This window comes from Bacillus sp. NP247 (assembly GCF_018966865.1).
Taxonomy (GTDB): Bacteria; Bacillota; Bacilli; order Bacillales; family Bacillaceae_G; genus Bacillus_A.
Map to the genome: position 1 here is coordinate 4,587,479 of NZ_CP076653.1, position 14,542 is coordinate 4,602,020.

The 14,542-nt window shown below is 34.7% G+C and carries 12 protein-coding genes and 2 pseudogenes; 12 read left to right on the forward strand and 2 right to left on the reverse strand.

Going from position 1 to position 14,542, the window contains the following annotated elements; all coding sequences use genetic code 11:
• Nucleotides 1-73 precede the first annotated feature (73 nt).
• Nucleotides 74-232, reverse strand: coding sequence for a YjcZ family sporulation protein (locus KPL75_RS23885; RefSeq protein WP_002118476.1), 159 nt, complete (start codon nucleotides 230-232; stop codon nucleotides 74-76).
• A 225-nt stretch (nucleotides 233-457) separates the two neighbouring features.
• Here KPL75_RS23885 and KPL75_RS23890 point away from each other — a divergent pair, with 225 nt between their 5' ends.
• The 4 genes and pseudogenes from KPL75_RS23890 to KPL75_RS23905 all read left to right on the forward strand — a co-directional run bounded on the left by KPL75_RS23890 (nucleotide 458) and on the right by KPL75_RS23905 (nucleotide 3,296).
• Nucleotides 458-1,210, forward strand: a complete 753-nt coding sequence (locus KPL75_RS23890; RefSeq protein WP_219918043.1) for a YwqG family protein — start codon at nucleotides 458-460, stop codon at nucleotides 1,208-1,210.
• Between the two features lie 145 nt (nucleotides 1,211-1,355).
• The gene (locus KPL75_RS23895; RefSeq protein WP_219918044.1) at nucleotides 1,356-2,516 is read left to right on the forward strand and encodes a transglutaminase domain-containing protein; all 1,161 of its coding nucleotides are present in this window, start codon (nucleotides 1,356-1,358) and stop codon (nucleotides 2,514-2,516) included.
• 105 nt (nucleotides 2,517-2,621) lie between these two features.
• A pseudogene (locus tag KPL75_RS23900) lies at nucleotides 2,622-2,821 on the forward strand (DUF4083 domain-containing protein).
• Nucleotides 2,822-2,834: 13 nt separating this feature from the next.
• Nucleotides 2,835-3,296, forward strand: coding sequence for an NUDIX hydrolase (locus KPL75_RS23905; protein ID WP_219918045.1), 462 nt, complete (start codon nucleotides 2,835-2,837; stop codon nucleotides 3,294-3,296).
• Between the two features lie 43 nt (nucleotides 3,297-3,339).
• Here KPL75_RS23905 and nadE read toward each other — a convergent pair whose 3' ends face one another.
• Nucleotides 3,340-4,158 (reverse strand): NAD(+) synthase, encoded by an 819-nt coding sequence (gene nadE, locus KPL75_RS23910; RefSeq protein WP_219918046.1) that lies wholly within the window; start codon nucleotides 4,156-4,158, stop codon nucleotides 3,340-3,342.
• 270 nt (nucleotides 4,159-4,428) lie between these two features.
• Here nadE and KPL75_RS23915 point away from each other — a divergent pair, with 270 nt between their 5' ends.
• The 8 genes and pseudogenes from KPL75_RS23915 to KPL75_RS23950 all read left to right on the forward strand — a co-directional run bounded on the left by KPL75_RS23915 (nucleotide 4,429) and on the right by KPL75_RS23950 (nucleotide 14,502).
• Entirely contained in the window at nucleotides 4,429-6,309 is a 1,881-nt protein-coding gene (locus KPL75_RS23915) for an FtsX-like permease family protein (protein WP_219918047.1), read from the forward strand.
• A gap of 118 nt (nucleotides 6,310-6,427) precedes the next feature.
• Nucleotides 6,428-6,715, forward strand: a complete 288-nt coding sequence (locus KPL75_RS23920; protein ID WP_000648281.1) for an AbrB/MazE/SpoVT family DNA-binding domain-containing protein — start codon at nucleotides 6,428-6,430, stop codon at nucleotides 6,713-6,715.
• Between the two features lie 462 nt (nucleotides 6,716-7,177).
• The gene (locus tag KPL75_RS23925) at nucleotides 7,178-8,356 is read left to right on the forward strand and encodes a tyrosine-type recombinase/integrase (RefSeq protein WP_219918048.1); all 1,179 of its coding nucleotides are present in this window, start codon (nucleotides 7,178-7,180) and stop codon (nucleotides 8,354-8,356) included.
• Nucleotides 8,357-8,385: 29 nt separating this feature from the next.
• Nucleotides 8,386-10,521 (forward strand): annotated as a pseudogene (locus KPL75_RS23930) (tyrosine-type recombinase/integrase).
• Nucleotides 10,514-10,909, forward strand: coding sequence for a DUF6262 family protein (locus KPL75_RS23935; RefSeq protein ID WP_113710322.1), 396 nt, complete (start codon nucleotides 10,514-10,516; stop codon nucleotides 10,907-10,909). The pseudogene KPL75_RS23930 and the gene KPL75_RS23935 overlap by 8 nt, the downstream one beginning before the upstream one ends.
• Before the next feature lie 358 nt (nucleotides 10,910-11,267).
• Nucleotides 11,268-12,068 carry a CPBP family intramembrane glutamic endopeptidase gene (locus tag KPL75_RS23940; RefSeq protein ID WP_000130117.1) on the forward strand — a complete coding sequence of 267 codons (801 nt, stop codon included), beginning with the start codon at nucleotides 11,268-11,270 and terminating at the stop codon, nucleotides 12,066-12,068.
• Between the two features lie 510 nt (nucleotides 12,069-12,578).
• Nucleotides 12,579-13,118 carry an HD domain-containing protein gene (locus KPL75_RS23945; RefSeq protein ID WP_113710324.1) on the forward strand — a complete coding sequence of 180 codons (540 nt, stop codon included), beginning with the start codon at nucleotides 12,579-12,581 and terminating at the stop codon, nucleotides 13,116-13,118.
• Nucleotides 13,119-13,551: 433 nt separating this feature from the next.
• A complete protein-coding gene (locus KPL75_RS23950; protein ID WP_219918049.1) occupies nucleotides 13,552-14,502 on the forward strand; it encodes a serine protease in 951 nt (316 codons plus the stop codon).
• Nucleotides 14,503-14,542: the final 40 nt, after the last annotated feature.

Here is a 14,542-nt window from a genome sequence, read left to right on the forward strand (position 1 = left end):
TTCAGATGGAAAATTTGAAAATGGCAAAAAAGCACGTATTGTACGCGCTTTTTTACAATAGTTTTTAAGTTTACTAGCAGCCGAATCCGCCGCCCCAACAGCTAGCTCCAATGATGATTAGAAGGATAAATAAAACGATTAATAAAGCGAAGCCTCCATAACCACATCCACCACAACTACCGCCGTAACCGTAACCACCGCCGTAACCGCCGCAACTATATCCGTAACCCATGTGGAATTCCTCCTTAAATTAAAAATAAAAATGAACGAGGGGAAAATATACTGGAAGAAATAAAGAACTATCGTGTTTGTAGGAACAATGTATACTATGCTTTTTTAAACTTGTTCGCGTACGAGGGATAAGCCCGTTTTTTTGGAAGGCTTGTTGATTTTACAATGAATGAAGTATAATCTTTGTGCTATGATACAAATAAGTATGTAAATGTAAGGAGAATTTATGAGACAGCAAATTGAAGTGTTAATTGATAAATATGGACTGACACATTTAAAAGAGGAACTTATTAATACTATATTTCCTTGTGTAAAAGTTGTGCCCGAGCAGCAAGAAATGGTTGCGATAGGTAGTTCGAAAATGGGGGGAGTTCCTGATTTGCCGGATTCATTTGAATATCCAACATACAAAGAGAATCCGTTACGTTTTATTGCACAGTTTAATTTAAGTGATCTACAAAACGTTGGTATGGATCACAATCTTCCTAAGACAGGGATGTTATATTTCTTTAATATTGAAAATTACTTTGAAGAAGATGTAAATCCAAACGAAGCTGGACGTGTACTTTATTATGATATCCCTGTAGAGCAATTACGTAGAGCAGATGAAATACAAGCGAAATATAACCAGTGTGCAATTACTTTTGAACTGACGTATAAATTACCGGAGCTTTTCATTGAAGATGAGGCGGATTCAGATCGTTTCTTGCAATTACTTGAAGAGTTAATCCCAGACAACTATGATAATCATCAAATGTTTGGAGAACCATTCTCTGTACAAGAGGAAGTATTATATGAGACAGGAGAATATATGGGGATAGAGCCACAGCAAATGACGCTTTTATTCCAAATTGATTCAGATCATAAAAATTGTAATATGGTTTGGGGAGAATTAGGAATGCTATATTTCTGTATTAGTAATGAAGATTTGAAAAATCGACGTTTTGAAAATACATGTTGTGTGTTACAAACTTGTTAATGAAGAAGGTTGTTCTTGTAAAAAGAACAACCTTTTTACAATGTTAAATATGCATAATCTCATATGACCTATTTTAAAAAGTATTGTATACTCTGAAACTATACGATACTTTTTTGTATAGTTATAGAATGTAAGGAGTGACAAGATGGGAAAGACAAGTAAGTATGTGACAGCTGCCGCACTTTGTTCAACTATAGTAATGGGAGGCTTACAAGCGTCATCTGTATCTTATGCGGCTACGAATCCGACTACAGTGACAACACAATCAGATGCAAAGTTGTTAAATGATTTCAGAAAAGAATTAAAAAAACAGATTGATAATCGTGAAGAAAATATTACAATCGCATATAAAACAAAAGATAGAGATGCTAGAAAGATTATGGACCAATTGTACGGCGAGTTTAATAAAATCGTAGATGCTGATGAGTATGTAAAATATAATGTAGCATCTACTAAGTATTCTATAAAAGGTATGCCAGGGAATTATACGTTTACATTACAAGTGGAGTATCGTGAATCAAATGAGCAAACACAGTATGTAAAGTCTCAGGCGAAAGCAATTATCGGTTCAATTGTAAAACCAGGAATGGATGAGCATGAGAAAGTAAAAGCTATTCATGATTACGTTGTAAAACATGTATCTTATGATACGTCTTATCAAGCGTATACAGCGTATGAAGCGTTAGCGAATCGTTCTGCAGTTTGCCAAGGATATACATTATTAACATATCAATTATTGCAAGAAGCAGGTATTCAAAATCATATTGTAACAGGTACAGGAAATGGACAAGCTCACGCATGGAATTTAGTGAACATTGATAACAAGTGGTACCACCTAGATACTACATTCGATGATCCAGTACCAGATAAAGCTGGGCGTGTAACATATTCCTATTTTAATATGTCTGACGAGCAGTTAAGCAAAGACCACGAATGGGATCGTAGTAAATATCCAGCGGCAACTACAAGTTACTTTGGTGAATTAACAAACAAAATAAAAGCTGGTAGCTCAAAAACGATTGTATATGAGCAAATGTTAAAAGAAACAAATTTAAAATACTTGTCTGCACAATATGGAGCGGAAAATTATAATGAATTTAAGCAAAAGTTACAGCAACAATTTGCATCTAAACCAGAAAAAGTAGAAGTACGATATAAGCAGTCTATGGATGGAACGATGCAAGATATAAAGACAGTATTAAATGAAGTAACTTGGCCAAAAGGTGCAAAGCGTGTATCTTATCAAGTTGCGCCATATAGTGCAATGGCAGGTTATTCATTAGCGACAATTACATTTACGTATTAATGAAAAAGAGCATCTTTAAAAGGTGCTCTTTTTGCATTTGGTTATAATATTAGCGACTATTTAGAATTGTGTGATATAATGAAGGAGAGAGGATGCGATAGTTGAATGAACTTGTTCGAAAGTAATATGTTTACATTGATATATTCTTGTCTAGTAATCGGACTTATCGTTTTGTTTTTCCTATCATTTACTCTGTTCATTAAAAGCTTATTGTAAAATAACATGTGATTAATATGAATCAGAAGCTAGATCGGATTATTGAATTGCTTGAAAAAGATAAAAAAAGAATGATGGAAGATGTATAAAAAGGAGAAGTAAATGGCGAATTATATAAAGGAATTACGTGAAAAAGTAGGACATGATTATATTTTCTTAAACTTTGCGGGTGGTTGTGTATTTAATAAAGAGGGAGAAGTATTACTGCAAAAAAGGGGAGACTTTAACGCTTGGGGCTTTCCAGGCGGTGCAATGGAAATAGGAGAGTCAGCGGCAGAAACTGCCATTCGAGAAGTTAAAGAAGAAACAGGATATGATGTAGAAATAAATGAGCTTATTGGGGTGTATACAAAATATTTTCAAACATATCCGAATGGAGATCAGGCACAGGCAATTGTAATATTCTTTAAGTTTTCAATCGTTGGAGGGAACAAAAAAGTAGACGGTGATGAAACGTTGGATTTGAAGTTTTTCCCGTTAGATAAAATGCCACCGTTATTTTGTAAACAACATGAAGATTGCTTGCAAGATTTATTGGAGAAAAGAGTAGGGGTATATCGCTAATATATAAAAAAGAAGCTAAAAGATTAGCTTCTTTTTTTATGTTCTATTTCCACCAATCATCAAACAGTGACGCTGGTACTTGTCTTTTATGTTCACTCACTGTATAACGCTTTTCGATTTTTTCTGCAACGTCAGCTGGAACTGATTTACCTTCTAAATAATCATCTAATTGATCGTAAGTAATGCCTAATTCTGTTTCATCAGCTTGACCTGGCTTTTCATCTAATAAATCAGCTGTTGGCATTTTTAAGTAAAGTCGCTCATCTGCATCTAACTCTTGTAATAAAGCACGTCCTTGGCGCTTCGTTAATCCCGTTAATGGTAATAGATCTGCACCACCATCTCCGAATTTTGTAAAGAATCCTGTTACAGCTTCTGCAGCATGATCTGTTCCGATAACAAGTAGACCTTTTTGTCCACCAATTGCATATTGTGTAACCATACGGATACGTGCTTTAACGTTACCTTTATTGAAATCAGTTAATGATTCACTTAATAAGTTCTCGTATTGATTTGAAAAAGCATCAACGGTTGAAGCGATATCAAATGCAGCAGATTGATCAGCTTGAATAAATTGTAATGCTAATTGTGCGTCATCTTCATCCTTTTGTACTTTGTACGGAAGACGTACGGCGATAAACGTTGCGTTACCACCTTCATTACGAATTTCTTCAACTGCAAGTTGAGCTAAACGCCCAGCTAATGTAGAGTCTTGTCCGCCACTAATTCCAAGTACAAATCCTTTCGCACCTGTTTTTCTTACATAATCTTTTAAGAAATCAACTCGTTTACGAATTTCTTCTTTCGGATCAATTACAGGCTGAACATGTAATGCTTTCATAATTTGTTCTTGTAATGTCATTATGTTTTCCTCCTATTCATATTAAAGCGATAAATAAGTTTATATGTATATTGGCACATACCTCTATCCTTTATTATTTCGCAAAACTAACGAATATACAATAGGATGTGTGTATGAATATGAATGTAGTCATTATAATGAAACTGCTTCGTGTAAGCAATTTTTTTAAACCTTTCAATAATGTAAGGTTTTTGTCATTTGAATCGATGGAAGGTATTTCCGTACTTTACTAATATAAAAGCATAGTTAGTAGAAGGGCGGAGAAGTAATATGAACATTAGAGAACTCGCATATCGGAATGTAACACGAAATAGACGGACATACTCAGCATATTTTTTGAGTAGTGCATTTGCCATTATGGCCTTTTTTGTGTATTCATTTTTTGCGTTTCATCCGGCATTAAGTGCTGGACAATTAGGACAGTACGTATTCGTAAGTATGTCTTTTGCACAGTCTATTATTTACTTGTTTACATTTTTCTTCATTTTATATTCTATGGGAATGTTTTTAAAAACGAGAAAACGTGAGCTAGGGATATTAATGATGCTTGGAATGACGAAATATCAATTAAAGCGTCTTATCTTCTTTGAAAATATCATGATTGGAATAGGGGCAATTATTTTCGGGATTCTTTCAGGTATGCTGTTTTCAGGAGTACTAATTGTTGTAGCCCCAATGATATTAAAACTAGATATTTCCTTATCCTATTACATACCGATGAAAGCGATAGTTGTAACGAGTATTATGTTTTTCATATTATTTATTATCATTTCCTTATTTAGTGCCGGAATGGTTCGTAAAAATAAAATTATGAAATTGTTTAGAGGATCAGCAGAGGCGAAACCAGAACCGAAGGCATCTATAATTTCTTCTATATTAGCAGTAGTATTGCTTAGTGCTGGGTATGCAGGCGCTCTTATGTCACATGGTGCAATGGTATTTATTATGATGATTCCTGTTACAACGGTAGTCACTATCGGTACGTACTTGCTGTACAAGCAGTTGAGCGTCTTTATTATTAGACTATGTAAAAAAAGTAAACGTTTCTATTGGACACAGACAAATATTATTACTTTGTCAGATTTAGCATACCGTATGAGAGATAACGCTAGAATGTTCTTTATTGTAACAATTATTTCAACAGTAGCATTTTCAGCAATAGGTACATTGGTTGGCTTCGCATCAATGACGAAAGGAATTATGGAGAGACCGATTGCGTTTCATTACCACTCTAAGCAAGGAAATAGTAATGAATCACAGCATCTGAAGATCATTGATGGAGGATTAAAGAAACATAATATAGCAGCTTCAAAAATAAATATTTCATCGAAGAAAACGGAAGAACAATCGCTAAGAAGTGCTATTTTTATAAAAGAATCGGATTATAAGGAGTATGCGAAGTTAACAGGGGAACCGTTTAATACTTTATCAGACAAAGAAGCCCTATTTCTGTCAGTAAAAATACCAGGGCCACCGATAAAGGAAAGAAAAGAAATTTCTTTCCCAAATGCCAATGAGCCCTTAAAGGTGAAAAAAGTTAATACTTCTTCATTAAGTAAAATACTTAGGGGTAACGTGTATGTAATCTCTAGCAATCAATATGATGCATTACAAGATGGATTTAAAGAAGAAAAAGATTATGTGTACAAAACAGAAGGAACGAAAGATGAAATTGAGGTTGGTAAAGAACTTACGCATCAGATGAAGCCTTATGAAGAACATGCAACGTTTAGTGCAGAAGAGTACGAACAAAACCAAAGTTTACAAATCGCAGGACCCATTTTATTTGTAGGTTTCTTTATTGGTATTGTATTTTTCGTTTGTGCAGGAAGCTTCCTTTACTTCCGTTTATTTTCTGATATGGAGGATGATACTCGTTTATTTGAAATGATTCGAAAAGTTGGATTGACGAGAGGCGAATTGTCGAAAGTAGTCACAATCCGCTTAGCGCTTTTATTCTTCGTTCCAGTTGGAGTTGCAACATTACATGGGGCAGTAGCATTAACGGCATTAGGACAAATGTTTGAGTACTCACTGTTTAAAGAAAATACAATTGTATTAAGTATTTTTGTAAGTATTCAAGTTGTATACTTCTTAATTATACGATCTCGTTATTTAAGACAATTGAAAGAAAGATTGAATATTCGTTAAATGTGTTTTTTTAACTTTTGTACTATATTTTCTAAAAAGAGTAAGGCATTACCAAATATATAGTGATAAAATGAAAATAGCGAGGTGAAAAAAATAATAGAGAGTAAGGGGGAGTAACATGAAAGCAACAGGAATTATTCGAAAAGTAGATGAATTGGGACGGATAGTTATTCCTAAAGAATTAAGAGATGTATTAGGAATACAAATCAAATCACCACTTGAAATTTTTGTAGAAGAAGACAAAGTCATTTTACAAAAATATCAACCTTACAATGCTTGTCAAATAACAGGCGATGTTTCAGATCAAAATATTTCATTAGCAAATGGAAACATTACTGTTAGTATAGAAGGCGCAAAACATGTAATAAAAGAAATTGAGCAGTTTTTGAAAAAGAGTGAGATTTAGTCTTAATTTATCCCGCTATTTGTGGGCAGTAAAACTCCCACCTCAAAACTCGGCTGAAGCAAAGAAGTTAGGTGGGAGTCGGACTGCCCGTAAACGCCCGATTGGTGAGGGCTAATAATCAGTGGGGGATGAACACCCCCACTGATTATAGTTTCACTTTATATTATTCTATTGAAAAACTGAAAAAGAAGAGGACCATTTAATTTAAATTAAGGTAATAATGTGTAGGATAGTTAGTCCATTATGAGGGCTGATTATCCTTTTTTATTTACATAACGAATGAAATAAATGAAGATTGAACATTCGGTTTAATGAGTATAATATGGATATATAATTAGAAATGTTTGTTTGGTTTTGGGAGGAGGACAGAGCCTCGGTGCGAGGACCTTAAAAACAACAATGACGGTAGGCTCTATGGGTAGAACTACTATTAAAAATAATGATTAACGGGAGAGTATTCTTATGAGAGTGGAAGAGATATCTGTTGACAATACAAAAGCCTACCTTCTACTGGACACAAATGGGTTACCTGTTGAACCTGTTGCAAAGTATATGAAATACCTTCATAACAGGGAGAGTAGCAGCAATACTTTAAAGACTTACTGTACGGCTTTAAAACATTACTTTACATATCTGGAACAAGTAAAGATTGGTTATCAAGAAATCAACTTTCAGAGACTATCTAACTTTGTTGTTTGGCTTAGAACCCCTTACGAAAACAATAATGTTGTACCTCATAAAACAACAAAAGCTAAACGCAGGGAAAGCACAGTAAACAATTACCTTACGGTCGTGACATCCTTTTATGATTACCTATACCGAAATGATTTAGTTGACTCAGATCTTGTGGAAAAGCTTATGAAGAAGATGTTCATTGGCGCTGGTGGAAATGGGTACAAGGGTTTCTTACATCACGTAAATGAAGGGAAACCAATATCTAAAAACGTCCTTAAATTAGATGAACCGAGAGAAAGAGTAAGAGTATTTACAAAAGAACAAATTAATTTAATCTATCAATCTACAACGAACATTAGGGATAAATTTCTGGTGCGGTTGCTTTTTGAAAGTGGATTGCGTATTGGAGAGGTTCTCTCCCTGTTTCTCGAAGACTTTCAATTTGATGTCAAACAAAGAAAACACAAAATCCAACTGATAGATAGAGGGGAACTACCAAACGGAGGTAAATTGAAGACCGGAGAGAGAAGAATAGATATCTCTCAAGGACTCATGGATTTATACGACGATTATTTGTACGAAGTGCTTGATGAATATAATCCAGACCATAACTTTGTGTTTGTGAAAATTTGGGGGAAGAATGCCGGGAAGCCCCTTACCTATTCTGATGTCTATGCGACCTTCAAAGAGGTTGAGAAGAGAACAGGCATACATATTACTCCGCATATGTTCCGACACACTCACGGAACGATTTATTACCTTCAAACGAAAAACATTAAGATGGTGCAAGAGCGCCTAGGTCATGCACAAATACAGACAACAATGAACTTATACGTCCACCCTTCCGAAGATGATATCCGCAAGGATTGGGAGAAGGCTTCTCCTGCCTTTGAGATTGGGCGAAGAAAAGAGAACAAAGAGGAAGACTTTCAATCAGGTATTCCTGATGAAGCAGTTCCTTTTTAAACGAGATTGGCATTTTAGGAGGAAAGTCATTGGATAAAATCATAGCAAATAATTCACTCCCACAAAGCGAATATTGGAACTTAATTACCTCCACCCTCTCATCTTACGAGGTTAAAGATGTGTCCAGTGATGGCACGGTAAAAAGAAGACTTGTGAAAGATGATTACTTTTTAGTCAATGACGTTTGGAACGTTAACGATATTGGTCAAATTCCTAATTTTGAAGAGCAATTCAATAAATACAAAGGAACAACTAAAAATATAAAGTTCTGTATCGAAAATTATACCATTGGCTTAGAACTTAAATTTGTTTTCTATCATAAGTTGTTTAACGATGAACCGAGTTTTTACAGCCTTGTTTATGGCTACAAAACATCCATAAACAAATTAGTTTTATTTCTTAACGAAAAGCATTCCCACCTCCATTCTCTCCTTGAATTAGATGTTGAAAAGACTGAGAAACAGTGGATTTTGTGGTTGAACAACAAAGGTGTAAAAACAACCCAAACAAAGAAAAGTATCCAATATGGTGAACTCGAAGTTAAAACAACTACAGCGAACTTCTTTCGTTCCCTGTATGGAAAATTATTCAATATAACAGATGATCGTGAAGAATGGGAGAAAGATAGATGGAATGTTAGGGTGTTATATGACAAATATGGGGTGACATATAATGCATCGGTAACGCATTATTTTCTTGACTTCACAAGTATTCAAAACGCTGTTTTTAAACAGTATTTAAAAAAATATATCAAAACTAGATTACTTGGTGGTGGAAAATTTTCGTGGTCATCAGCTCGTGAATATTTAAGAAATGTTCCTAAGTTTTTAAATTTCATTAGTGAGCTAGAGCCTGAATGGAATGATTTAAATGGTCTTACAAGACAGCATATCGAAAAGTATTTGGAGTTTCTTCGTCATTATGCCCGAAATAATTTGAAAAATAAAAATGCTAATCCAAAACAACACATATTTGATAACCTAAAACGTGTTAATACATTTTTGAAAGATACCCAACGTTTTGATTACAGTATAGCACCTGAGAAATCAACTGCAAAATTACTTTACTCTGAGGACTATCCACGTCTTGATAAGAAATCAGATGACGATATTGATTACATTCCTGAACATGTATTGGAGCAGTTATTTGAAAACATTAGCGACCTTCATCCAGACGTACAACCTATCGTGTGGGTTGCTTTTAAAACTGGATTGCGTATCAGCGATACATTAGGATTAACACAGGACTGTTTGGTTCAGCTAAATGGCAAATATTCTATTCAAACCGATATTGAAAAAACATATGTAAAAGGTCATAAAATTCCGATTGACGACCAATTAGCCAATATGATAGCCGTTTTAATACACAACTCCAAGGAACTCAGCAATGAGGATAACAACCCTGATAAATATATTTTTGTTCGGTAAAATGGTTCCCGTAAGGGGAAACCATTTTCACAAGGATGGGTGCAAAGCAAACTTAACGAACTAGCAATCGAAAAGAACATTACTGACGAAATAGGCAACGTCTTCCACTTCAAATCACACCAATTTAGACACACTTATGCGGTGAAAATGTTAAATGGTGGAGCTGATATTTTAACTGTGCAGGGGCTATTGGCTCATGCTTCTCCTGAAATGACGATGCGATATGCCCGTTTATTGGATGATACGAAACGCAAGGAGTTCGAGAAGGTTATTAAGCAAGGTGTATTTAGCTTTGACCTAAATGGGGAAATTCATCAGGTCTCAGAAGCTGAAGACATCCCTGAAGACATCATGGATATGATGTGGAAAGACGAAAAGTTAAACGCATTGGACAACCCTTACGGGACTTGTCGCGCCAGAGTGAATGGAAACTGTCCATTATCAGCAGAACCCCCTTGTCTCACAGCAAACGATGGAAAGCCTTGTTTTGATTTAGCTGTAGGTATGACGAGTTTTGATGTTAAAAAGTATGAGCTTCTCATAGAAACGACGACAAAGTGGATTGAAGCCTCAAAAGAATATGGTCGCGAAGATATGGTTAAAGCAAACGAAAAGAACTTGGAGAGATACCAAAACATTTATGAAACAATCAAGGGTGGAAATGTCATTTTTGGACGATTTGACCGGATGAAGAGACAATTAGAACGTAAGAAAAGGGAAGGTGTTAAGCGTGGCTAATTTCGACCGTGAGGAGCAACTGAGGCAGCTACACGAAAAAAGGAAACAGACAACTATAGCCAAGGTTGAGGAAGCGATTAAACGTCTAACCAAGAGCTCTAAGGCAATTAACTTTAATAGCGTGGCAGCAGAAGCTGGGGTGAGCAAAGCAACGCTTTATAACCATAATGAGCTCAAAGAGCGTATCAATTTCTTACGAAATCAACAAGAAAAGACATTTGTAGACTCTCGAATTAAACGAGATGAGAACAATCAAAATGCCGTAATCGCTTCTCTCAAAAGAAGAATTGAAAAGTTAGAAAAAAAAAATAAGCAATTAGAGGAGGAGAATAAACGATTACGCGAAAAAGAAAACAAAAAACTTACGGAATATTTTAAGATGATATAATTCTTCTTCTGTGCAGTGATAATAAAGCTGTTTATAGAACGGATATTTTTATTTAACTATAGGAAGTTTTTGATGTTGTAGAGTGATAATAAAGTAGTTTAATAAGTTGGGAAGTAATGCTTAACTACTTGATAAAGCATGAGCTAATGAAGTACCGGAAAAATAACTGTACCACGAAATAGTGCCATAATTGGGGCTTAGAAACAAGTCGATAAATTAGAATTTGTAATGGAGATTATTTATATTTTGTGCGGAGCGCAACTTTGAATTGGCAGAAAGCAAACATTAGGTGATAAAAGTCAAAGCGTCCATCCGTTAAAATTTAATGTATACATTTAAAATGTGAGGTGAAGAAATCATGACAGACAAAAAAATCACAGTACAATTTACGATGCTGACATTTTGCATAGCCTATCTTGTGTCAGGTGCTTTGATTGCTCTTGGGCAATTCGGATATTCGGTTCACAATTGGGTTCACTCGTTACAGCAATTCGGGATGAATATCCCCTTTGCAATCTATATTTTGTCGCCCGCTATTGCTTCATATATCGTTCTGAAGAAAAATAACAAAATAGCAGGTTTCAAGGAATGGTTGAGAACTGTTTTTTATGCCAAAAATAGCATATCTCTCTATTTGTTCGTTGTTGCAGGACTTGCACTGTATTTTTTGATACATATTGCAGTTTCAGGCCACACGGAAATGGTGCTTCCATTTTATACGTTCTTCCTTTCCCTGCTTGGTAATCTTATTATCGGTGGCTTGGAGGAAGCTGGCTGGATGTACATATTGCAGCCTGAGCTTGACAAAAAATACGGTTTTGTTTTGTCTTCTGTTTTTGTTGGAATCATTTGGATTTTATGGCATATCCCTCTCTTCTTCATTCCGGGGACGAATCACGGAGAGGGACTCATTAACTTTTGGATGTTTGCAGTTCAACTCATTGCGTTTCGGTTTTTCAACGGGGCAATCTACAAAATATCAGGAAAAGGCCGTGTGTTTATGTGCGTATTATTCCACACCATGTTCAATGCGGCATCCCCCATCTTCGGCACCATGACTATGACTTGGGCGGGAACCATTGCCGCAAATGCTGTGATTGTTCTTGTTTCAATTGTAACCGTTGTGATATACGACAAAAAGAACAGGCGAATAGTATAAGCATAATCCGTGTTCGCCAAATTCCAGTTTGTTGAATAGCCGTTTATATAAACGAAACGTCTTTGCAGGAGTGGCGAAGCCACGACTACATGAACAGCCCCCCATTATCTAACAGGGGCGCAAATTAACCTATAATTCCCCTTTCTGAAAGAAATGTGATTAACATCAATGTGTAAGATTGTGAAATGTTGTACTTAAAGTAACAGGTGCTTTAGTTGAAAAAAATTAAACAACTTTATTATCATTTTAAGTAACAATATTCTTTTAGATCAATTCAGTTTTAAACAACTTTTTTAAAGCCTTATTACATTTGATATGTAGTAAGGCTCTTGCTTTATTATAGCGAATTAAACAACTTTATTATCACTCTACAGATGTATTAATATTTGATTTAATTGAGAAAGGATTGGTATACTATTGTCGGTTTTTTGTTTATTCAATTAAAGAAAACGGATCTATAATGTGGGAGGAAATCAAATACATTTATTAAAAATAAAGGAGCTGTTGAAATTGGACACTATTCAATTAATTGAAGATTTCATATTACCTTACTATGCTCAAAAAGATATAATGCACAATGTTGAACATATAAAAAGAATTTTAAATTTATCTCTAGAAATGGCTAAAATATATAAAAATAAAGTAGATGAGGATTTACTTAAATATGGCGCATATTTTCACGGAGTAATATATGAAGAAGAGATAAGAATAAGTATTGAAGAATTTCTTAAGGGTATTGGGTTTAGTGGAGAAAAAATAAAACGAATTCTAGAAGTAGCAGACGGTTCTCAAAAGGATGGAAAACCAGAAAGCCTAGAAGCTAAAATTCTCCACGATGCACATTTACTTGAGGGTGGAGAGACATTTTTAATTGTTAAATCTTTAATCACTGGATCACTCAGGGGACAATCCTTACTGGAAACGATTGAATATCTAGAAACAAATATACTTAATAAACATCATTGTTACTTACCCGAAAATATTGAAAAATACAAGGAAAAGGAAAAGTTCGCTTTTGACTTTCTATACAAACTCAAAACACATATATAATTTTTAATTTGTGAAGTTTTGTACTTAAATTATATGAGGGGTTTTATGGAATATTTGGACTCTGAATAAATAGAAATTTTTAACAATAAAAAATCTTTGTATAAAATGAAATTTAGTCAACAGTCTACATCTTTATTTTATTAAATTTAAAACATAAGAATAGATAAATACAATTAAACCAATGATGTTTAGTCTAAATCATTATTTTAACTAAACAAGGACCACACATATTAGACATGTTTAATATGTGTGGTCCTTTTAATTTCAACTGTTTCACTTACCTAACCTAAATATAATGCAAAGGGTCCTTTTCTTTTGTTTATTGAGAAATATTTGAGAGGAAGGAAAATAGAACGAATAAAACGAAAGTTAAATATAAACGTATTCAATAGTGTTCTGAAATGAAAATAATACATTTTCAGGAGGGATTACGATGAATAGTAGTACAGCGAATAAACAAAAAGGTATACAATTAATTCCGTTTACTGTAAATAAGGTGGTTGAACAAGTAAATGAAATTCCACCAGGTGTACAACTGATTCATGCTCCGCAAGTATGGGAAAAGAGCGCGAAAGGGAAAGACATTGTCGTTGCCGTTTTAGATACAGGTTGTGATATAAATCATGTAGATTTAAAAGATCGTATTATTGGCGGGAGAAATTTCACAAAAGATTATGAAGGTGATCCGAAAATTTATCTTGATAATAATGGGCATGGTACTCATGTAGCGGGGACAATCGCAGCAACTGAAAACGGAGTGGGTGTACTAGGAGTCGCACCACTTGCTAAAATGTTAGTTTTAAAAGTATTAGCTGGAGACGGCTCTGGAAGCTATGAGCAAATTATTGAGGCCATTCATTATGCTGTAAATTGGAGAGGACCGAATAAAGAGAAAGTAAGAATTATTTCAATGTCACTTGGTGGTCCGCAAGATGTACCAGAATTACATGAAGCTATTCAAAATGCGGTAAAAGAAGACGTACTTGTCGTATGCGCTGCTGGAAATGATGGAGATTGTAACGATGATACGGAAGAATTAGATTTTCCAGGTGCTTATTCTGAAGGAATCGAAGTAGGTGCTGTTAATTTAGAGCGGAAAATTTCATGCTTTAGTAATTCAAATCAAGAAATTGATTTAGTAGCGCCGGGTGATGAAATACTGTCTACGTATCCAAAGGGGAAATATGCAGTATTAAGTGGTACTTCAATGGCGACGCCGCATGTTGCTGGGGCGTTAGCACTTATCATAAAGCAGTGCGAGAGAGAGTACGGTAGAAAATTATCAGAGCCGGAAATATACGCACAACTTATAAAAAAGACTGTACCTTTAGGGTATGAACGTACATCTGAAGGAAATGGATTAATAGATTTATTAAAAGAATAGTAATTACTAAAAAACATCTCATATTTATATGAGATGTTTT

Bases quoted from the DNA above. Each gene is read 5' to 3' on its own strand.
- KPL75_RS23885 (WP_002118476.1), bottom strand. From the start codon at position 232: ATGGGTTACGGATATAGTTGCGGCGGTTACGGCGGTGGTTACGGTTAC.
- KPL75_RS23890 (WP_219918043.1), top strand. From the start codon at position 458: ATGAGACAGCAAATTGAAGTGTTAATTGATAAATATGGACTGACACAT.
- KPL75_RS23895 (WP_219918044.1), top strand. From the start codon at position 1,356: ATGGGAAAGACAAGTAAGTATGTGACAGCTGCCGCACTTTGTTCAACT.
- KPL75_RS23905 (WP_219918045.1), top strand. From the start codon at position 2,835: ATGGCGAATTATATAAAGGAATTACGTGAAAAAGTAGGACATGATTAT.
- nadE (WP_219918046.1), bottom strand. From the start codon at position 4,158: ATGACATTACAAGAACAAATTATGAAAGCATTACATGTTCAGCCTGTA.
- KPL75_RS23915 (WP_219918047.1), top strand. From the start codon at position 4,429: ATGAACATTAGAGAACTCGCATATCGGAATGTAACACGAAATAGACGG.
- KPL75_RS23920 (WP_000648281.1), top strand. From the start codon at position 6,428: ATGAAAGCAACAGGAATTATTCGAAAAGTAGATGAATTGGGACGGATA.
- KPL75_RS23925 (WP_219918048.1), top strand. From the start codon at position 7,178: ATGAGAGTGGAAGAGATATCTGTTGACAATACAAAAGCCTACCTTCTA.
- KPL75_RS23940 (WP_000130117.1), top strand. From the start codon at position 11,268: ATGACAGACAAAAAAATCACAGTACAATTTACGATGCTGACATTTTGC.
- KPL75_RS23950 (WP_219918049.1), top strand. From the start codon at position 13,552: ATGAATAGTAGTACAGCGAATAAACAAAAAGGTATACAATTAATTCCG.